The sequence below is a fragment of the Fibrisoma limi BUZ 3 genome, assembly GCF_000296815.2.
In the GTDB taxonomy this organism is placed as follows: Bacteria; Bacteroidota; Bacteroidia; order Cytophagales; family Spirosomataceae; genus Fibrisoma; species Fibrisoma limi.
In genome coordinates, this window is sequence record NZ_CAIT01000004.1 from 778,941 (window position 1) to 798,240 (window position 19,300).

A 19,300-nucleotide genomic window follows, 5' to 3' on the forward strand; every position below is an offset into this window, starting at 1 on the left:
GTAGGTTATGAAAGAGGCATCGCTCTTGGAGAAGTCCTGCAGCGACAGCAGAGCTACTCCGCGATGACTCCGTTGTTGTACCTCGGATTGTACGTTATTGGGCTACTGTTGTCTGGGTAGCAAATCCCCTTTCCCGAGCCGTCAGGAAAATTAGTCATTTGGCTTGAAGCAGACTGGTTATTTGAGGGCTGCCGCACGCGCTTTAAAGGATGCCCAATGTGCCTCGCGATCCGCTTTTAGCTCCTCAGTGATCAACGTCGACGAATCGCCGAGTTCTGGGAAGGCTTGGGTAAAATCATCCGCTGTCCGTTCTGTGGGGCTCGTTATATAAATAGTACGCATTGCGTCCGTGCCTGCGGGTAACTGCAAATTCATGTACTGGAAGCCAAACACTACAAGATAGGCACCGAAGTATATACTTGATACATAATGACCGGAAGGAGGTTTTACCTCAACAATATATGAATTGTTCAGGGTGCCAGTCCAGGGACTAGTTGCCCCGTCTTTATATACAAACTGAATAGCCGATACGCCTAGAATATTATTGTCGTATTGGGGTGGGTATTTGTTAAAACTAAGTCGGACAAGGACGATCGGGTTGGTAGGTGATATATGAAATGTACCACCTTTGGGCGGCTGGTTACTACCCCCGGTCAAACTATCGAGTCCCATCCGGACCGTTTGCGTAATACCGTTTAGTCCACCACCTGTTGGATACGTTACCTGCATCCCTTCAATTACTTCCCCGCCCCATATGGTTATCTGAGTAGGGGCCTTCTTGGGCGGAACGCTATAACCAATTAAGAATGAATTCGTAGGGTTAAACCCATATTTTTGTACGAGATCGAATCCTTTACAATAGCCCTGCAGGCCCGAGTAAATCTCGCGACTTAACGGTATCCTCGGTCCGTTAGGGTAGAGGGTTACATCAAAATAGGGCCATGTCGCAGCGTAATCTTGTGCGAGTAGAGTCATAGTACTCGCGTAAAGAACACCTGCTGCCTCAGCATCACAAAGATCTTTACCGTTGTTTAGCGCCTGACCAATGGCATTATCATAGCCAAATCTAAGCGTATCGTAGGTATAGGATGCATAAGCAGTTATCGCACTCTGTAGGTCGAGAATATCCTGTTGATGCTCAGCTTCGCTTCTGCCCCAGGCTTTACCATCAATTACTATATCTCGCAGCAGCGCCAGGTGCATGCTGGCAAACGGAACAAAAAGGGGCAACAGCAGGTCTTCATAGTTGTCTGCCTGGAAATGGGGGAGAGCGTTCACAAACGCAGCCCGGGTAGACACCCACTGCCTTATAACGCCTTCGGGGGATGCATTTGGATTTGTCTTAAGGGTCTCATTGTAGGCTTTGACTTCGTCTAGGTAAAGCGTCATTAAGCCAACCAAACCTCCTGGCTGACCATTTTTAAAGCCGCCCAAATCCTGCTTAACCTGCTGATAGACAAGTTCATCGATGTCCTTTTTTATCAGAGCTTCCACCCGATCTTTCACCTCATCCCACGGGTCTTCCTTAGTCTCAGGCCAAAAGATCTCAACCAGAGCAGCCAGAATTTCGCCTACTTCGGGTATCATGCCAAGTGCGGTTACGACGCATGTTTTGGCAATGTCATTGCCATCATAATCCTCGTCTCCTACCGGCGGAACGGCAGGATCACCGGGACCAACAATACGGTGGTCAGCGCAGCTGGTCAGCAGCCCTGGGAAAAAGAGCATACTACCGGCACCCAGTGCCGTTTGTCCCAGAAACTTTCGGCGGTTAGTTTGTAAAAACATATAGTTTGGGTGTAAATAGTTTACAGAAGTTTTTTTGCAACGGGTGGTCCTCAAAAGGCGTCAATGGCTCGACGCCCCGAGTTGTCTTCTCATACACCCTTCCCATACCAAGTTTTGTGGGTGAGCCGCTGTTAAGAAGGCCGACCGGTAGCATAGCTTTGACTGCTTAGCCTCAGCAGGCGGAACCTGTAGCCGCCTGCTGAGGCTAAGCAGTCAATAAATAGCCTTTATCGTATGATAGGATAGCCCAGCGCACCTTTGGCCGCGTAAGCCGCATAGTACATGTGAAAGAAACAGGTGTCAAAGGAGTCAATTCCCCTGCTGAAGTCCCACAGCGGCAGCATCGCCACCACCGATACGTCGGTGTTCGGATCATAAGTCATCACCGATAGATAGCCCGCAATGGCCCCATTGTGACCGTAGCCGAGATTATCGAACCACTCGGTGCCCAGGCCATACTTGGGATTCTTCACCGATCTATCCGTTTGCAGCAGTTGCACGGTTTGTTTGTCGAGCACGTTCTCGCCCCGCATCAGCGAGCGGATATACTTGTTCAGGGCCGCCATGGTGCCGTACCCATTGCCTTCCCCCACGTGGGCGCTCATGTTGACCGGACCAAAGCCCACGCCCCACTTGGATGACTGCCGGATCAGGCTGGCTACATTTGGCTGGGGTAGCAGTTGGTCGTTGGCTCGATACGGAAACGAAACCGGGATGGGTACCCGGCTGGCCGGACCGGTGATGTAGTCGTGGAGGTAATCGGCGTACGTCTTCGCGCTACCACTCCTGGCCGAATAAATCCGCTCGATAATCCGGCTTAGGATGGCGTACCCGGTGTTGCTGTAGTGATAGCCCGTACTTGGAGGAAAATAGGAGAGCTGGTGATCAATGAGCGGTTTGATCAATCCTTCGGTGGTAAACTGATGGGTCGAATCCCGGGTTTGGACGTAGTTGGTATAGGTCTCCCCACGAAGGCCGGGTATGGTATCATTATCGGTATCGTAGACCCCGGCGCTGTGTTGGAGCAGTTGCTCAATGGTAATCTGACTTTTGTAGGGGATATTCCAGTCTGGGGTAGTGGGCACATAGGGCAGGTTGGTACCCGGAATCAGATCATTAATTTTCGCTTTGTAGTCCAGCCAGCCATCCTGGTACATCTTCATAATGGCGGTGGCGGTAAAGTTTTTGGAGTTGCTGGCAAAGCGGAAATAGGTATCAGGGGTAATGGGTTGCCAACCCGGGGCGACCGCCGAGGCAAAATACGTCTGGGATGGGGTCTGGATGAGCACGTTCATCGAGGGTACCGGCCCACCCAGGCTGTCTTCCAGCACCCGACGAACGCTATCGACGGCGGCCTGGACGCGGAGCTGGTTCTGGTCATCAGGATCAGGCTCCCGGTGGTCACTACAAGACAACGCTAAACCACTCAAACTGAGTAACCCGAGCTTTATTAGCCTAAGTCGCCATGGGTAGTGACGGCTCGGCAAAGTCGACGGAAAGGAGTAGGCTGATTCGGAGGGGTAGACATCAGCGTGCTCACTGGTTAAAAGTTGACGGGGCAAGTTGCCCGAAACTTGAGAAATGAGTCGATTAACCCAGGAAAGTGGAAAGAAACGAAAAGCCATAGCCGGACATGTTAAGAGAGCAGGGATAAAACCAGTCGGGTTCTATCGTCTGCGTAAAAATGGAAAGGAGTTCCAGCCGCTGCTCGGAATTGGTAACGAACAACCTGATTTGGTGAACGAACAACTATATTTAGCCACTAAAGAAAGAAGGGTTCGACATATGTGGCAAGAATCAACGCTGGACTGATCCGGCGTCCATTGGAATCAACAGTTGAAAATAGGTACCCTGGTGGGTTGTCAGAATCATCTCGCCCCCCAGTTGACTGGTTAGTTCCCGAATCAATCGTTGCCCGAACGATCGGTCCTTGTTCATCGAACTGCGTTCTGATCCGGATTGGAGCGTATCGGATGGTATGGCGTTTTCCAGCCCGGGCCCGTTATCCTGCACTTCAAGGAGCAACTTGCGCCCAGCCGTTAGTTGGAGCCGAATCTGTAGAGAAGGCCGTTTTACGTCGTTGTACGCGTATTTGAAGGCGTTGGTCAGCACTTCGTTGAGAATCAGACCCAACGGTACGGCTATTTCGACATCCAGTTGGATATCAGCTACGTCGATCTGGCAGTCAAACTGTTCCGGATCAAAACCGTAGCCTAACACCAGGCTTTCCGTCAGCTCAGTCACGTAGGTTTTGATACCCACCTCGACCAGATTGTCGGTCTGGTAAAGCTGCTGATGAATCAGTGAGATCGCTTCTACCCGGCGCTGGCCATCCTGCACCGCCTGCACCGCCCGTGGATCATGCAGCCGTCTGGACTGCATTCGTAGCAGACTCGATACAATTGCCAGGTTATTCTTAACGCGGTGGTGCAGTTCCTGCATCAGAACGCTGAGCTTTTCGGCTTGCTCGCTGATTTGCCGGTTCTTGTCCGAAATGGTCGTATTGGTGCTGCTCAACCGGGCATTCACCTGGCGGATGGTCCGATACTGCCAAAGGGCGAGGCCCAGGAGTCCAACCAGAATTATCAGCCCGTTGGCCTGCCAGTTGATCTGGTTTAGTTGACGCTGATTGGCCTGGTTGAGCTCGTTGATGCGAATCTGTTTCTGAGCGGACTGGTAGCGGGCTTCCACTTCGGCTAGCTGACGGCTTTTTTCGACACTCTGCACCCGATTCCAATACTGATTAGTTAGCCGTTCATACCGTAGCGCCTGCGCAAACTGGCCTCTGGTTTCTGCAATGCGTGTCAGTAGACCGTATACCTGAGCCCTGTGTTCATCCTGGCGTTCGGGGTCGTTTTCAATTCGATTTAACGCCAGCGTGGCGTACCGCTGAGCTTCATTCAGGCGATTGAGCTTCAGCAACGGTTCGGGCAGGTGCATGTATTCATACAACTCCCGTCGTTTATCACCTTGTCGCAGACTGTAGGCCAGACATTGTCGAAAGATTTGTTCGGCCTCCTGATACCGATCCGCTGTCGTTAATCTAACGCCATACCCGTCCAGAAGGCTATAATAATTCGGCCAGTTTCGTCGCACCCAGTAAACCGTCATGGCTTTCTTATGATACGTTAAAGCTGAATCGGTTTTTCCTGCCTTCTGGAAGTCTTCGGCCTTGTCTAAATACCTTAATGACAGAGTAGAAATCTGGTTGTATGTCTGTTGTAACCCGGTAATTTGTTGAGCCAGTTCTTTACTTTTAATTAAATCGCCTATATAGCCATATTCGTTCAGAAGGCGGCTGTAAACATGCTGCTGATTGTCATAACTATGCTGGGCTCGGTAGAGGTCCAGGGCATTGAGGTAGTAAGTAACTGCCAGGCTATGATTACTGGCGGTAGTTTCAACTAAACCTAAGAGCTCATACAGGTTAGCCATCCGAGCTTTTAAGCGTGCCTGCTGAGCGACTTTAAGGGACGTTTGTAGAATTGATCTGGCTTCAGAAAAGCGCGATTGTCCATTCAGAAAAACGGCATATTGGATGGCCCAGTCGATACGTTGTACCGGTGCAAGACCCGCCATTCGCCGTTGGAACAGACTATCGTAATTAATTGGTTTTGGGGGTATAGCCAGACTGCTAAACGCCAAAAGCAGCAATAAAAGCAGCAGACCGATACGCATATACATTACTGGACGGTGAAGTGACGCATAAAATCGGGCTTATAGAGTCTGCCCAGCGGTAGGGTAATTGTGGGTAAACAGACTTCTCGTTCATTAAAGGTGCTCACCCAGTTCAGATTGACGGCGTAGGAGCGGTGGATGCGAACCAGTCGAGGCAGGTTGAGCCGGGTCAGCACCTGGCTTATTGTTAAACGTAAGGCATATCGATGTTGGGAGGTGACTAAAAAGGTATACGAACTGTCGGCTTCCAGATACTCGATCTCCGCAATTTTTATTTTCACAAACTGGTACTTATGCTTAACAAACACGGCGTCATCAATCCGCAGGATGGGCTCCGAGGGTACTTCTTCTTTTACTACAGCCGCAGGTGATACACCGGGGTTAGAGTCCGGTACTTTGGCCATCGATTGGGTAAACGTTCGTAGGGCCAGTTCGACGGCCGCCCGAAGACCGGGTAGGGTGACGGGTTTGATCAGATAAGCCGCCGGGTAAAGCCGCATGGCCCGTTCGAGGGTTAGCTTATCGGTAAGAGCCGTTAAGAAAATAATCGGAATTGCTCGTTCGGCCAGCAATCGTTCTGCCGTTTCGATACCATCCCATTCGCCTTTAATATGAATGTCGCATAGAGCCAGATCAATCTGGTTTTGCCGGTGCAGGCTCAGGGCTTTGGGGCCGTTGTTTGCCGTCGCTGTCACAAAGTAGCCTTCCTCTTCCAGCAGATCGCTAAGGTCCATAGACAGCACGGCTTCATCTTCAATGATCAGGATGTTAATGGATGTAGCCATAATTATCGGCAGTTTATGTACTCAATAAGCACTGTATCCTTGACCATGTTCAGCGCATCGGCACTGGATTGCCTGGTTATATAGCCCTGGCGATCGGTTTGCCAGCTAACCGTTACATCCGAGCGCTTAATGAGCTTCGTGGGCGTTTCGGGGGCAGCATAACGGTAGGTTTCGATGCGACGAGCAAGCGCTTCAGAAATCGGAAAAACCTCACCCCAGGTTATCCACGGATGGCGGTTAAGGTCATACAGTGTCTGCTGAATCGAGCCGAAAGGGTTTTTTACCAACGGATCGAAGTTGTGCTGAACGACGCGATGATAAAGTACACCTTTGTCCGTGTAGGCATCAAGTTGTACGTAACGCCCCTGCTTATCAAGCCGGTATTGCGTCGAATACGCCATCAGCCCGCTGTTTTGAAGTGGAATGCCCTTCAGCCCCACCACCTGCCCCTGAGCGTTTAATCGTATCTGATACCGATAAATAGGTTGTGCTTCATGAAAAAAGTCGATGAATGAGAGTCGCCCATTGCGGTAGTGGTAACGCGTTTCGCCCCTTTCGTACTCTACCTTTTCCAGCAAACCGTCATTTGTATAGCTCATTTTCTGCTCAAAGGTGTATTCGTTTAAGCTGTATCCGTTTTCGACGGCATAGCACTGGGTCAGGTGGTGGGTGGCATCAAAAAAGTAGGCATACCGATTTGTGTTGTATGCATGCCATACCAACCGTTCGCACTGACGATCGGCCTTACTATATGCTTTATGATCGGGCCATGTACGGGTTTGTACTACTCGTTTGTTTTGGTCGGTAGTTGTGCAGGTAATCAGAATACTGATCAGCCACTGAATACTGATGAGCGTTTTCCATTTGGCCATCTTATCGATGTGAATAGCGTCAAAAACTGCTCACAAAAGGCTAATCGAATTGATCACCTACCCTATGTTGATTAAATAATCTTAGCACGTAGTTAGTCTGAAAGTGAACAATTTCAGGCTTTCATGCCACGAAATTGACTTGAACGACCCGTTTTCGTACACAAACGACAAAAACAAAGGAGTGGACGCTGATGCCCCGTTTGGTCGCGTCAATCACAAGGCTCTTTCAACTCCTCAGCTACCACCAGTAACCACGAGAGCTTTTGCTGATTGATTCGGTGCCTTCTTAACTATTGACCTTAATCAAGCACGATCACCGACTTTCCAAGGATGTTACCCCGACGGGCTTCCTGGTAGGCTCCCCTGACGTTGCTGAGAGGATACGTCTTGTCCAGGACAATTTGCAGGTCTGCTTCTGCAAGCTTTGTTAACGTAGTGAGCCCTTCAGCGGTTGGTTTTACGATCAGGATCTTACGTTTCTGCCCGGAGAAGATATTGTTAATAAACGAGGAAATGAGTGCCACAGGAGAAGGGAGCGTACTGACAAAGATGGCCTTTTGCTTCATCAGGCGCTTTGCCTCGCTAAAGGAAAGCCTGGTGGATAGGTCAATGACCGCGTCGAACTGCTGATTTAGCTGCCTGATAGGCTGCTTTGTGTAATCAACTACGGTATCTGCGCCCCATTTTTGGGCCTCGGCAACGCCTTTTGTACTGACAACCGCCGTCACCCGGGCACCGCGTTTTTTGGCGATCTGCACGGCAAAGATGCCAATCCCACCGGTGGCACCGTTGATCAATACGTCCTGATTAGGGCCGACTACTGCCAGTTGATCAATGATTTGCAGGGCAGATAGTCCCGTCAGGGGTAGGGCGGCTGCCTCTTCAAACGAGCTATTGACCGGTTTTAGGGCAATATCGGTCTCTTTGACAGCAATGTACTCGGCCAGGGCCCCGCCTTTGAATACGTCCAGTAAGCCCATTACCGCATCACCCACTTTGAAGCGTGTAATGGCGCTGCCTGTTTGTTCAACAACACCCGAGAAATCGATGCCCAGCGATTTAGGAAACGTAGAGCCAGACATCAGTTTCATTTCTCCGCCGTACACCTTCCAGTCCAGGGGATTGATGGAAACCGCTTTTACCCGAATCAGCAGTTGATCGTTCTCAATAGCCGGTACCGGTTGCTCCACTACTTCCAGTACGCTTTCGTCGCCAAACTGGTTATACATTACTTTTTTCATGATTGCCGTGCGTTTTAGTTTTGACACAGCAAAGTTGGACCTGTTGCAGACGGAGAAATAGCGCAAAAAGCCAGAAAAACAGTCGAATCCGACGAGGCAGGTTAAGCCCGATAAATAGGTGACAGTTGCTTATTACAGAGTGCACGGAAGGTATGGATTCGATCTTGTGGTTTGTCCGATAGGACTGATTTGTTGTCCCATCGGAATATTTTTCAACAGGGAATCGGCCGAACTTTGTGACGTATTTAAAAGCAACTCGCATGGAAAATCACAAAAAACCGTTCACCGTGGGCCCCGAAGAGGGGAAAAGCGTCTCCGTTGTTGGCGACACCTACCGAATCCTGATCAGCGGAAAAGACACGGGCGGAGCTTTCGCCACGATTGATATGCTTGTCCCTCCCGGCGGTGGCCCTGGCCCGCACGCTCATGCAGCGTTTGAAGAATCCTTCTATGTGATCGAAGGCGAAATCGAGGTCAAATCCGAGTTTGGCAGCTACACAGCGACCAAAGGGTCATTTATCAGTATTCCGAAAGGGGGCGTCGTACACGGCTTTAAGAATAACACCCAGCAAACGGCCCATCTGCTCTGCACCGTGGTACCTGCCGGCCTGGAAACGTTCTTTGAGGAAATTGGCCAACCCGTTGAAGCCGGCCAGTTCCTGCCTGTTCCCCATTTTGATGCTGCGACCATCAAACAACTACAGGCTATCGCCGAAAAGTACGGGCAGCAAGTGTTCCCACCCGATTATCTGGGGTAGGCAGCGCGTTACGAATACGAGTACCGCTTCGGGCTTAGGCCGTAGTGCTTTTCGAAGAGTCGGCTGAAGTGGCTCAGGTTGGAAAAGCCCAGTTCATAGCCTACTTCGCCCACGGAATGCTTGCCCTGCTTCAACAGGAAGGCGGCTTCTTCCATTCGGGCCTGCTGGTAATAGGTGTAGATCGTAGTGCCAAACGTTTGCTTGAAAAGCTGTTTTAGTTTGGTTTCGCTCATGGCGGCAATCTGTGCCAGTTCGCGGATTACCGGCGGCACACTCAGGTCGCTGATGATCTCATTGCGTATGTACAGGAGTCTTTCTGCGTCGGCGCTGTTGATCATTTGATGAGCAGCGCTTTCGCGTAAAGACAGTTTATGGAAAACCAGATAAAGCAGTTCCTGCACTTTGATCTGCATGTAGAAGTGGCTCAACGGGTCATTCATATCCACGGCACCCATGTTTTTCAGCAGCAGCTTGGTCTCGGCTTCCATACGTTCGAAGAACAGAAAGGAATTACCACTGCCGGTAATGGTTTTGAGTACCGAATTGGGCTCGCAGCCGACCAGTAATTCCTGCAAACGGCGCGGCTTTATGGCCACAACCACGTAATGAACAGTTTGGTGGGCGGGAAAACGGATGGTCGAGTTGAGATCGTTTGACGTAACCTGGATAGCCGACTCGTCGCGCTGAGAAAACAGGACCTGGGTGTCGTCGTTGTAATCGATCTCAAGTGCCTGCTCGTTGTTGTAGAAAAAGACGGTGATCAGGTCATTTCCCTGGCCGGATGTATTGCGGTTGAGGATGAGATCTTCCTTAAGGCAGTAACGGTGTATGGTAATCTTGAAATCCTGCCCGAAAACCAACTTGCGAATGTAGCCCTGTCCCAGGTGATCCGGTATCGTCAGAAGACCGTTCTGTACGGTTGCCTGTATATGACGGGCAAAATACGTCATGAAGTCAAAATCGGGTGTGGCAGTAAAACTGAATATCATAACGGTAAGAAAACGTATAGAGCTAACGATCGGCAATATTGACTAATCGTACTGTATAATTACAGATTTACATTCAAAACATATCACATTGAAATAGCCTGACGCAGACAGCATCAGGCTATTTCAATGTAACGTAACAATAAGTAAGTCAGCCCTACCGGAACCGGGATAAAGCGAAAAGTATTATGCTACAGCTCCCGGATCCGGATGTTCCGGTACCAGACCTTCTCGTCCGGGCTGTGGTTTTGCAGCGCAATCTTGCCTTTGGCGTGGGGCGTCGCGTAAGCCCAGTTGGCAAACTTGCTCTTGGCTACCATCGCTTTCCACTCGTCGGTGCCGTATTGATAATCGACCACTTTCTTGCCGTTCAGGTAATGTTCGACGTGGTTGTTGTTGACCACAATCCGGCCTTTGTTCCACTCACCGGCCGGTTTCACGGCGGTCAGGTCGCTGGGGGCCATCATGTCATAGTTGGCACCTGTCAACTGGCTACCCTTTAGTTTGGTGCTGTTACCCTGAGCGTCTTTGACCCGGTAAAATTCGTCGTCGATCACCTGATATTCCGGACCCGACATGTACGTGGTTTTGTTGTCGGGACTTTCGATGATCTTGTACACGACTCCGCTGTTGCTGCCTTTCGGAAGCTTGAATTCAAACTCCAGATCGAAATTTTCGTATTCCTTGTCCGTTACCAGGTCGCCACCCGTACCGTCGGGCGTCAGCGTGCCGTTTTCTACGTTCCAGCCGATGGCGCGGTCTTTCAGGTAGCTATGCCAGCCTTTCACGGCTTTGCCGTCGAACAGGGTGACCCACTTGCCGGGAGCTTCATACGTTGTTCGGAAACCGGGCAGGGCAACGGCCCCCGCCAGTAAACCGACCAGAATAAGGGATGTCTTTTTCATAGTACTGAATGGATTTGCGTTGGTGTTGTCGTCGATTGCGAAAAGGCCAAAATTAAGTTGCATTCAGGATCTTCATCGCGTTCGGGTCCCAGCCGACAATCTTCTTCTGGAAATAACTCATGTTGCCGCACTGGGTCGGACCGCAGGCACGGAGACCAAATGTAGCGTCCTCGATATTCGGCTTTTTGTCGCGCACGGAGTTGAAGAAGTTCACGAAGTGTTCGTAGCGGTCGCCTTTGTAATCTTTCGGGACAACGTACTTGAACTCCTTCGGGCCTTCCATTTCGGGCCGCTGCGGGTACATCTTGGTGTACTCGGCGATGAACAGTTCTTTCTGATCCTTCGGGAAATTGTCGATCGACATACCCGGGGCTTTCGGAAACTTATTCCGCCGGACCGTCAGGCTATCCCAGCCGATGGACAGATCACCCTCCGTGCCGACCAGACGTACCAGGTAGCCACCACCGCCCCCATCAACAAAGTTGGAGCGGGTGGTCAGGTTAAACTCGGGATGCTCGGCTGTTTTGGGGTAATCGTAGATACTCAACTGAATGTCCGGTACGTCGCGGCCGTCTTTCCAGTAGCGCAGTCCACCACTCGAGTAGACCCGGTTCGGTCCTTTGGAGCCCGTGATGGTATGCAACGTAGTAAGGAGGTGAACGTAGAGGTCGCCGGCAATACCGGTACCGTAGTCCTGGTAATTCCGCCAGCGGAAGAAACGGAGCGGGTCCCAGGGGCGTTTGGGCGCACTACCCAGGTACGTATCCCAGTCGACGGTTTGCGGAGACGCATCGGGTGGAATCGAATATTGCCAGGCACCCATGGCGCTGTGGCGGTCGTACTGTGCTTCGGCAAACACCAGCTCGCCGATATCGCCGGCTTTCAGCAGCTCTTTGGCTTTGGAAATGATGATTGAACTGGCAAACTGACTACCTACCTGAAACACCTTGCCCGTGTCTTTCGATACCTTGATCAGCGTATGGCCGTCCTCCACTTTCTGAACCATCGGTTTTTCGCAGTACACGTGCTTGCCTTTCCGCATGGCGTCGGACGAAATCTTTTCGTGCCAGTGGTCGGTGGTGGCGTTGATAACCGCGTCGATGTCGGTACGGTCCAGCAGTTCGCGGTAATCGCGGGTGGTTGTCAGTTGATCGCCCCAAAGCTCCTTGGCCCGGCGCAGACGGCCGTCGTAGAGGTCGCAGGCGGCAACCATCTCAATACCATCGACCATCAGGGCCGTTTGTGTATCGCCGATGCCCATACCGCCCGTACCGATCAGGGCAATCCGTACCTTGCTGTTGGCAGCCGTACTGTTGTGGCTTTTGATCAGGTTGAGGTACTGGGTCGATGAGCCCGTCGAAGCGGCCAGCGTTTCCGGGGCTGCCGCAGCCGCCGTACCGGCCAGGCCGAGGGTCTTCAGAAACGACCGGCGCGAAGAATTGTCATGCTGCATAGGTTGTTCAATTTATCATAACCCAAACGCTCATTGGCGTTGAGGATTGTATTTGTAAAAGGGCCGGAACCGCCGGAGCTACTGGAAATTATCGATTTCATTATTACCCCAAGTACCCCAAACCCCTGAAGGGGCTTAGCTCCGCCAGGATAAAAACCTGATAAAGCAGCGCTAAGCCCGGCAGCGGCCGACCGTCTTCAGGGGTTTGGGGTGACGTAGCACAAATGCAAAAAAGCCGGGAACAAAAGTCCCCGGCTACGTACAGTCTGTTGATGGTTGGTAATTAGATAACGTCCTGCCGTGCGGCTTCCGGATCGTTGTATTTCAGGTCCAGCCCCTCGGTCGATTTCTGATCAGACCGGTCTGAGCCCGTAATCATATCATCGGCTTTCACGCTGCTTTCGTCCATCGATGCGCGGGGCTGTTCCCGCATTTCGGTAGCTTCCTGCGGCCGTTCGCCGGGCTGATACGTGTCGTTGTCTTTCGCGTTCACGTCGTAAGGTCGTGCCGAGTCGCCGGTGTCGGGTTCGTCTTCCATGCCTTCTTCCGGCCCGGTCGACATACCCTCGTACTGATTACCCGGTACGGCTTCCCCTGGTTCTACGTCCTCCCGTTCCGGACGGTCGCCCAGAATATCGCCGGGCATATCCGTCCCGCTGGTTGGATCGGCCGAAAACGATGAGGTGAACGTAACGAAATTAGTCGCGTTGATGTCCGGCAGCGGCTCCGTACCCGGTTCCTGAATGGGTGGGTTTACGGGTGGTACCTCCGGCAACGGCGGATACTCCGGCACCGGTCCGCCCGGCGTTGGGGGCTGCGGGGTTTCGGGCGCTGGTGGCACCGGATTATTCGGATCGGGTGTTCCTGGAGTTGGCGGAATCATATCACCCGCCGGGAATGCCCATCCACCGAACGAACTGGTTGGGGTGGCGTTTGGATCGGTTTCGGTCCGGTCGTTGGCGGGTTCGTCTTCCGACGGCAGACCGGTGTTCACCGACGCACCTGCATCCGGATTGCCCGTGATTTCGGCCGTAGCAATGGGGTCATCAGGAACGGCATTGCTGTCCGTAACAAAACCGCCCGATCGCAGGGCCGCTTCCGACGTTTCGTACTTCTTCTTGTCGTCGCCGGTTAGTGCCCGCTCTTCGTCGCTTCCCAGGCGAATACGCGGCATATCTTCAGAGACATCCCCGGTTGTATGGCCCGTTGGTTCCAACTTGCCATCGACCAGTTTGACCATATGCGTTTCGGCCTGATCAGCCCCGAACATCGTTTCCGCGTCATCGCTGGATACCTGATTGGCTTCTCGTGCGCCATCAGAAAGATTTGCTGATTGTGCCATGGTTGTTCGTGTTAATGATTCATAAACAACCACCGACTGCGCAAAAGGTTTTGCTATCCCGGAGCCTGCGTTCGGAAATGATACTAACTCAAATCAAACCTGCCATGCCCAGACTACCTGAGGGCGTCGAACAGAATCTCGGCGGGGTGCTTAGCCTTACGGCCGGTACCATCCTTGATCTGGTGGCGGCAACTGGTGCCTGCTGCTGAGATGATAACGTCCTCGTTCGTTTTGCGAATAGTTGGAAAAAGGACCAGTTCGCCAATCTGCATCGAGATGTCGTAATGCTCGGTTTCATAACCAAACGAACCCGCCATGCCACAGCAACCGGATGGGATCAACTGCGCCGTGTAGTTTTGCGGCAGCGACAGAATCTTTTTGACCGGTACCATCGACGACATGGCCTTCTGATGGCAGTGACCGTGAATTTTCACCTGTCGGGCCTCAGTCGTAAACTGGCTTCGGTCGATACGTTTGGCATCGACTTCGCGGGCGAGCCATTCTTCGAACAGGAACGTATTTTGGGCAATCCGCTGCGCGTCGGCCTTCAGGTCGGCCGGAACCAGATCGGGGTATTCGTCGCGGAACGTCAGGATGGCCGAGGGTTCCAGCCCAATCAGCGGGCTGTTATCCGTTACCTTATCCTTCAGCAGCGTTACGTTACGAATGGCAATCGCCCGGGCGTCATCGACAAGGCCCTTCGACAGATACGTCCGGCCACTTTCGACGTGCTCTGGAATGGTTACGTCATACCCTAAACGTTGCAGCAATTGAATGGCCTTCTGACCCACTTCAACGTCGTTGTAATTCGTAAACTCATCGGCGAAGAGCAGGGGGCTTGGGGGCTGGGGCTTGGGGCGAAGGGCATGGGGCGTGGGTGTACCAGTATCCGCCCCTTGCCTCACGCCCTTCGCCCCCTGCTCCTTCGCCCACCGCCGTAGCGTAGTCCCCGCCAGTCGGGGCATGGTGCGCTCAGGGTGGAACCCGACGGTGCGGTTGGCCATGCGACGCAGAGCCGGGCTGTCGTAGATGGCGTTGTAGGCCCAGGGCGCCAGGCTGGCCAGCGACATCAGCCGGGTGAAATTGCCGACCAGCCTGGCCCGCAGCGGCACGCCTTTTTCCGCGTAATACTGCTGGGTAAACTCGGCCTTCATGCGAGTCATGTCCACGCTCGATGGGCACTCGGCTTTGCAGGCTTTGCACGACAGACACAGATCCAGTACGTCCTTCACGGCTTCGTAGTCGTGTTGGGCTGGTTTGTCCTGATTGGTGTAAAAATGCCGCAGGATGTTGGCCCGGGCGCGGGTGGTGTCGTGTTCGCTACGGGTTGCCATGTAACTCGGGCACATCGTTCCGCCCGAGATGTGGGTCTTGCGGCAGTCGCCGGAACCGGAACATTTTTCGGCCAGTTCGAGCAGACCCCCGTCTTTCGAAAAGTCAAAAAGGGTCTTTGGCTGCGGAATGAACTTATCGGCTTCATAGCGCAGAAACTCATTCATTGGTGGTGTATCGACTACCTTGCCGGGGTTAAACAGCCGGTGCGGGTCCCACAGCACCTTGATGTCCTTGCACAACTGGTAGTTTTCCGGACCCAGCATGAACGCAATGCACTCACCCCGTAGTCGGCCGTCGCCGTGCTCGCCTGAGAGCGAACCGCCGTAGCGTTTGACGAGCTGGGCCGTATCCATCAGTAGCGACCGGAATTTCTGCCGCCCTTCCGACGATTTGAGGTTGATGAGCGGTAATACGTGCAATTCGCCGGCGCCGGCATGGGCCGAGTATTCCAGCTTCAGGCCGTGATTTTTCCAGGCCATCCGATCCAGTTCATCGATGTAGTCGGGGAGGTCGCGGACATCTACGGCCGTATCCTCAATTACGTTCGCCGGTTTGTCGTCGCCGGGGATGTTGTACATAATGCTCAGCCCGGCTTTACGGAGTGCCCACGGCTTTTTGGTGTCATCGCCGAACAGAACCGGGTAGGCGTATCCCAATCCCTTGGCCTGTAGGTCAGCAATAAAACGCTCAGCCCTACGCCCCACGCCCTCCGCCGTTTCATCGAAGAACTCGACCATCAGAATGGCTTTGGGGTCGCCTTCGGTGGGATGTGGTTCCACAAAGGTGCGATTCCGGGCTTGGTCGATATTGGTTTTGGTCAGCTCCAGAATGTAATCGTCGACCAGTTCGGAAGCGGCACAGTGGTGATTAAGTGCCACCAGGTTAGCTTCCAGCGACTGCCGGATGCTCAGGAAATGACCGCAGACCAGCGCCACTTCTTTCGGTGGCAGAGGCAGCAGATTCAGCTTGGCTTCGGTGACGAAGCAGAGTGTTCCTTCCGAGCCCGCGATGAGGTGGGCAAAGTTGAAGGTCGGTTCCGCAAGCGGGCGAATTAATTCGCCCGCTTGCGGAACCGACGACTCGAAAAACTCTACCAATGCATCGACCGCGTAGCCCGTGTTTCGGCGGGTAACGGTCGGCTTGGGATACCCATCGCGAATCTGCTTCCGGATGGTCGGGTCCGACAGCCACGTATTGACTTGCTGGTATAGCTGCTGCTCAAGGGGGCTTATTACATTTTCGCCCGGTGTGGATGCACCCGGTGTGGATGCACCCGGTGTGGACGCACCCTGGCATTTAGCATTGAATTGTGCCTGCGTCAACGGCCCAAACGTGACCTCGGTGCCGTCGCTCAGCAGGGCTTTGACTTCGAGCAGGTGATCGCGGGTCGTGCCCCATACGATCGAGTGCAGACCGCAGGAATTATTACCGATCATCCCCCCAATCATGGCCCGGCTGGCCGTTGAGGTCTCCGGTCCGAACATCAGCCCATACGGTTTCAGGTAGGCATTGAGGTCGTCGCGGATGACGCCCGGCTGCACCCGTACCCAGCGTTCTTCAACGTTCACTTCCAGAATGTTGCCGAAATACTTGGAAATATCTACTACGATGCCGTTGCCCACGACCTGACCGGCCAGCGACGTACCGGCCGCCCGTGGAATCAGCCCAACCGCTGCGCCGTTTTGTCCCTGCTGCCGGGCGAACCGAATCAGTTGTTTGATGTCGGCTACGGATTTCGGTATGGCCACGGCGACCGGCATCTCCTGGTACACGGAGGCATCGGTGGCGTAGAGAATACGCTGGGCGGTGTGTTCGGGCGATTCATCAAAGTACAGTTCGCCCTCGAACGACGAGCGCAGATCGGCAAATCGGGTAGGTGCTATTCGGAACATACCCTAAAGGTACAACAAAACTGCCACTCACTGTCGCTACACCAGCTTATCGGGCGTGATGGGTAGTTCGCGGATGCGTTTGCCGGTTGCGTGGTACACGGCGTTGGCCACTGCGGCTGCAAAGCCCACCATGCCGATCTCACCAATGCCTTTCGCGCCGGTCGGGCTGACAATCGGGTCGGGTTTATCGATCAGAATCACATCAATGTCGGGCGTATCGGCACAAACCGGTACGTGATACTCGGCCAGGTCTTTGTTCATGTAGCGACCGAACCGGTGGTCGATCACGCCTTCTTCCATCAGGGCCATGCCGATGCCCCAAATCGTTGAGCCAAGTACCTGGCTTCGGGCGGTTTTGAGGTTCATAATCTTGCCCGCGTCAACAGCCGATACCACCCGTTTGACCTGCACCATACCCGTGGCCGGATGGACATGCACCTCGATGAACGTAGCGCAGAAGGATTTGGTCGAGAACGTTTCTTTCTCCGGCCCGCTCTTCGATTCCTTCGTCACTTCCAGTTCCGGCAGGTTGTTCAGCTTCAGAATCTCGGTATACGTCACCCCGTTCGACCGGCCTTTGAGCCGGATGGCGTTGTCGGCAAACACCAGATCGTCGGCACTGGCCTGATAGAGCGCCGACCCTTGTTTGTTGATGGCCAGTTCCTGCAATCGCTGCTTCAGGGCAACGCATACGTCGTGTACCGCCGAGCCGACCGAGGCCGTCGTGTGGGAGCCGTATTGCGGGGGAGCCTGTGGAAACGATGAGTCGCCCAGCTCAAACCGCACTTTGCCGACAGGGAGGCCCATTGTATCGGCGGCAATCTGCGTCATGATCGTGTACGTACCGGGACCAACGTCGGCGGCTGCGCTCTGCACCACCAGCGACCCGTCGGCGAGCAGTTTGGCGCGGGCCGAAGCCGGAGCGCGTTCAGCTTTGTATATACCGGCGCTCATCCCCATGCCGACCAACATGTCGCCGGCCCGCATGGAGCGGGGTTTGGGGTTACGTTTTGACCAGCCAAACCGTTCGGCTCCTTGCTCGTAGCAGGTTTTAAGAAAATTGCTCGACCAGGGTTTGTCGTTTTCAGGGTCTTTGTCGGCGAAGTTTTTGAGCCGCAGCGTCAGCGGGTCCATATTCAGCGCGTAGGCCAGCTCATCCATGGCCGATTCCAGCGCAAACGAACCGCTGCTTTCGCCGGGGCCACGGGTCCAGCAGGGGGTACTCAGATCCAGCGGAACCAGCTTGTAAACAGCGTTGAGGTTCGGCGAACTGTACAGCGACTTGGTTGGGTGGACGATCCGCTCCGTGAATTGCTCATAAGTCGACGTCAGGCCCATCGCTTCGTGGGTGACGCCAATCAGTTTGCCGTCGGCGGTAGCACCCAGGCCGACTTTCTGGATCGACCGGGGCCGGTAGCCGACCATGTTGAACACCTGATCGCGTTTCAGCACGACCTTCACCGGCCGGCCTACGTGTTTGGCACCCAGTATGGCGGCCATTTCCTGCGGCCAGATGCGCGACGAACTCCCGAACGCACCCCCAACGAAGGGCGAATGAATCCGGACGTTTTCCGCCTTAAGGTCAAACGACTTCATGATGTCCTTCTGCGCCAGCTTCACCCCCTGCGCCTTATTGTAAACGATCACCTTGTCGTTGGTTTCCCAGACCGCCGTGGCTGCGTGGGGTTCCATGGGGTTGTGGACGTGAATAGGTGTGTGGTAGTCCTGCTCAATCCGAACCGGGGCTTTTTTGTAGGCATTGGCTTCGCCCCGGGCGTAGTCCTCCGGTCGTTCGGGTTTTATGGCCTTTTCGGTCTGCGTTTTGATATTGGTCTGGTGCTTATCCTCGTTGTACGTCACGCTCACAAGGGACGCTGCGTACGTAGCACGTTCCAGCGTATCGGCAATGACGAGGGCCACCGGCTGGTTGTTGTAGTAAATCCGATCGTCGTAGAACACGCGGAATTCCTGTCCGTACACCCGTGAGCCCTCATTGTCCGTCCCCGCATTATAGCCCGGTACTTTCGGTGAATTTTTATGCGTGACAACAGCCAGTACGCCGGGTGCTTTTTCGGCGGCTTTCGTATCAATAGCCCGGATGCGGCCTTTCGTGATCGTACTGGTGGTCAGCACGCCGAATGTTATGCCGGGCAGATTGTATTCGGCCGCGTAGCGGGCTCCACCCGTTACTTTCAGGCGACCATCGACCCGATTCAGCGGATCGCCGATCTGGCCAGGTTTCAATGTATATTCTTCCATGAGCTG

Annotated in this window: 14 protein-coding genes; 2 read left to right on the plus strand and 12 right to left on the minus strand. The window is 53.5% G+C overall.

The features are described 5' to 3' along the window. Window positions 1-177 precede the first annotated feature (177 nt). Window positions 178-1,788, minus strand: coding sequence for an insecticidal delta-endotoxin domain-containing protein (locus tag BN8_RS31520; RefSeq protein WP_051040990.1), 1,611 nt, complete (start codon window positions 1,786-1,788; stop codon window positions 178-180). Between the two features lie 227 nt (window positions 1,789-2,015). Further along, window positions 2,016-3,203 (minus strand): serine hydrolase domain-containing protein, encoded by a 1,188-nt coding sequence (locus BN8_RS03755; protein ID WP_229367669.1) that lies wholly within the window; start codon window positions 3,201-3,203, stop codon window positions 2,016-2,018. A 166-nt stretch (window positions 3,204-3,369) separates the two neighbouring features. On the opposite strand from BN8_RS03755, the gene BN8_RS33130 reads away from it, so the two are divergent. Continuing rightward, on the plus strand, window positions 3,370-3,600 hold the full coding sequence (locus BN8_RS33130; protein ID WP_040005310.1) for a hypothetical protein: 231 nt from the start codon (window positions 3,370-3,372) through the stop codon (window positions 3,598-3,600). On the opposite strand, the gene BN8_RS31525 is transcribed toward BN8_RS33130, so the two are convergent. The 4 genes from BN8_RS31525 to BN8_RS03780 all read right to left on the minus strand — a co-directional run bounded on the left by BN8_RS31525 (window position 3,586) and on the right by BN8_RS03780 (window position 8,364). Beyond that, entirely contained in the window at window positions 3,586-5,466 is a 1,881-nt protein-coding gene (locus tag BN8_RS31525) for a histidine kinase dimerization/phosphoacceptor domain -containing protein (protein WP_192579018.1), read from the minus strand. The two genes, BN8_RS33130 and BN8_RS31525, sit on opposite strands and share 15 nt — an antisense overlap. A gap of 5 nt (window positions 5,467-5,471) precedes the next feature. Further along, window positions 5,472-6,251 (minus strand): LytR/AlgR family response regulator transcription factor, encoded by a 780-nt coding sequence (locus BN8_RS03770; protein ID WP_009280466.1) that lies wholly within the window; start codon window positions 6,249-6,251, stop codon window positions 5,472-5,474. A gap of 2 nt (window positions 6,252-6,253) precedes the next feature. After that, window positions 6,254-7,123: a hypothetical protein gene (locus BN8_RS03775; protein ID WP_009280467.1), complete on the minus strand. Its 870-nt coding sequence runs from the start codon at window positions 7,121-7,123 to the stop codon at window positions 6,254-6,256. A 299-nt stretch (window positions 7,124-7,422) separates the two neighbouring features. Next, on the minus strand, window positions 7,423-8,364 hold the full coding sequence (locus tag BN8_RS03780) for an NAD(P)-dependent alcohol dehydrogenase (protein WP_009280469.1): 942 nt from the start codon (window positions 8,362-8,364) through the stop codon (window positions 7,423-7,425). A gap of 260 nt (window positions 8,365-8,624) precedes the next feature. Between BN8_RS03780 and BN8_RS03785 the strand changes: the two genes are divergently transcribed. Next, window positions 8,625-9,122, plus strand: a complete 498-nt coding sequence (locus tag BN8_RS03785; RefSeq protein ID WP_009280470.1) for a cupin domain-containing protein — start codon at window positions 8,625-8,627, stop codon at window positions 9,120-9,122. An 8-nt stretch (window positions 9,123-9,130) separates the two neighbouring features. On the opposite strand, the gene BN8_RS03790 is transcribed toward BN8_RS03785, so the two are convergent. The 6 genes from BN8_RS03790 to BN8_RS03815 form a co-directional block, all read right to left on the minus strand. Next, window positions 9,131-10,111 (minus strand): helix-turn-helix transcriptional regulator, encoded by a 981-nt coding sequence (locus BN8_RS03790; RefSeq protein WP_009280471.1) that lies wholly within the window; start codon window positions 10,109-10,111, stop codon window positions 9,131-9,133. Between the two features lie 188 nt (window positions 10,112-10,299). Then, on the minus strand, window positions 10,300-11,013 hold the full coding sequence (locus tag BN8_RS03795; RefSeq protein WP_040005420.1) for a 3-keto-disaccharide hydrolase: 714 nt from the start codon (window positions 11,011-11,013) through the stop codon (window positions 10,300-10,302). A gap of 52 nt (window positions 11,014-11,065) precedes the next feature. Then, entirely contained in the window at window positions 11,066-12,466 is a 1,401-nt protein-coding gene (locus BN8_RS03800; protein ID WP_009280473.1) for a Gfo/Idh/MocA family protein, read from the minus strand. A gap of 283 nt (window positions 12,467-12,749) precedes the next feature. After that, window positions 12,750-13,808 carry a hypothetical protein gene (locus tag BN8_RS03805; protein WP_009280474.1) on the minus strand — a complete coding sequence of 353 codons (1,059 nt, stop codon included), beginning with the start codon at window positions 13,806-13,808 and terminating at the stop codon, window positions 12,750-12,752. Window positions 13,809-13,921: 113 nt separating this feature from the next. Further along, window positions 13,922-17,035 carry an FAD-binding and (Fe-S)-binding domain-containing protein gene (locus BN8_RS03810; RefSeq protein WP_009280475.1) on the minus strand — a complete coding sequence of 1,038 codons (3,114 nt, stop codon included), beginning with the start codon at window positions 17,033-17,035 and terminating at the stop codon, window positions 13,922-13,924. Window positions 17,036-17,071: 36 nt separating this feature from the next. Then, the gene (locus tag BN8_RS03815) at window positions 17,072-19,294 is read right to left on the minus strand and encodes a xanthine dehydrogenase family protein molybdopterin-binding subunit (protein ID WP_009280476.1); all 2,223 of its coding nucleotides are present in this window, start codon (window positions 19,292-19,294) and stop codon (window positions 17,072-17,074) included. Between the last annotated feature and the right edge of the window lie 6 nt (window positions 19,295-19,300).

What these genes read in the sequence shown, in the direction of transcription:
- BN8_RS31525 (WP_192579018.1), bottom strand. Translation starts at nt 5,466, where the DNA reads ATGCGTATCGGTCTGCTGCTTTTATTGCTGCTTTTGGCGTTTAGCAGT.
- BN8_RS03770 (WP_009280466.1), bottom strand. Translation starts at nt 6,251, where the DNA reads ATGGCTACATCCATTAACATCCTGATCATTGAAGATGAAGCCGTGCTG.
- BN8_RS03785 (WP_009280470.1), top strand. Translation starts at nt 8,625, where the DNA reads ATGGAAAATCACAAAAAACCGTTCACCGTGGGCCCCGAAGAGGGGAAA.
- BN8_RS03790 (WP_009280471.1), bottom strand. Translation starts at nt 10,111, where the DNA reads ATGATATTCAGTTTTACTGCCACACCCGATTTTGACTTCATGACGTAT.
- BN8_RS03815 (WP_009280476.1), bottom strand. Translation starts at nt 19,294, where the DNA reads ATGGAAGAATATACATTGAAACCTGGCCAGATCGGCGATCCGCTGAAT.
- BN8_RS03780 (WP_009280469.1), bottom strand. Translation starts at nt 8,364, where the DNA reads ATGAAAAAAGTAATGTATAACCAGTTTGGCGACGAAAGCGTACTGGAA.
- BN8_RS03795 (WP_040005420.1), bottom strand. Translation starts at nt 11,013, where the DNA reads ATGAAAAAGACATCCCTTATTCTGGTCGGTTTACTGGCGGGGGCCGTT.
- BN8_RS03810 (WP_009280475.1), bottom strand. Translation starts at nt 17,035, where the DNA reads ATGTTCCGAATAGCACCTACCCGATTTGCCGATCTGCGCTCGTCGTTC.
- BN8_RS03800 (WP_009280473.1), bottom strand. Translation starts at nt 12,466, where the DNA reads ATGCAGCATGACAATTCTTCGCGCCGGTCGTTTCTGAAGACCCTCGGC.
- BN8_RS03775 (WP_009280467.1), bottom strand. Translation starts at nt 7,123, where the DNA reads ATGGCCAAATGGAAAACGCTCATCAGTATTCAGTGGCTGATCAGTATT.
- BN8_RS31520 (WP_051040990.1), bottom strand. Translation starts at nt 1,788, where the DNA reads ATGTTTTTACAAACTAACCGCCGAAAGTTTCTGGGACAAACGGCACTG.
- BN8_RS33130 (WP_040005310.1), top strand. Translation starts at nt 3,370, where the DNA reads ATGAGTCGATTAACCCAGGAAAGTGGAAAGAAACGAAAAGCCATAGCC.
- BN8_RS03805 (WP_009280474.1), bottom strand. Translation starts at nt 13,808, where the DNA reads ATGGCACAATCAGCAAATCTTTCTGATGGCGCACGAGAAGCCAATCAG.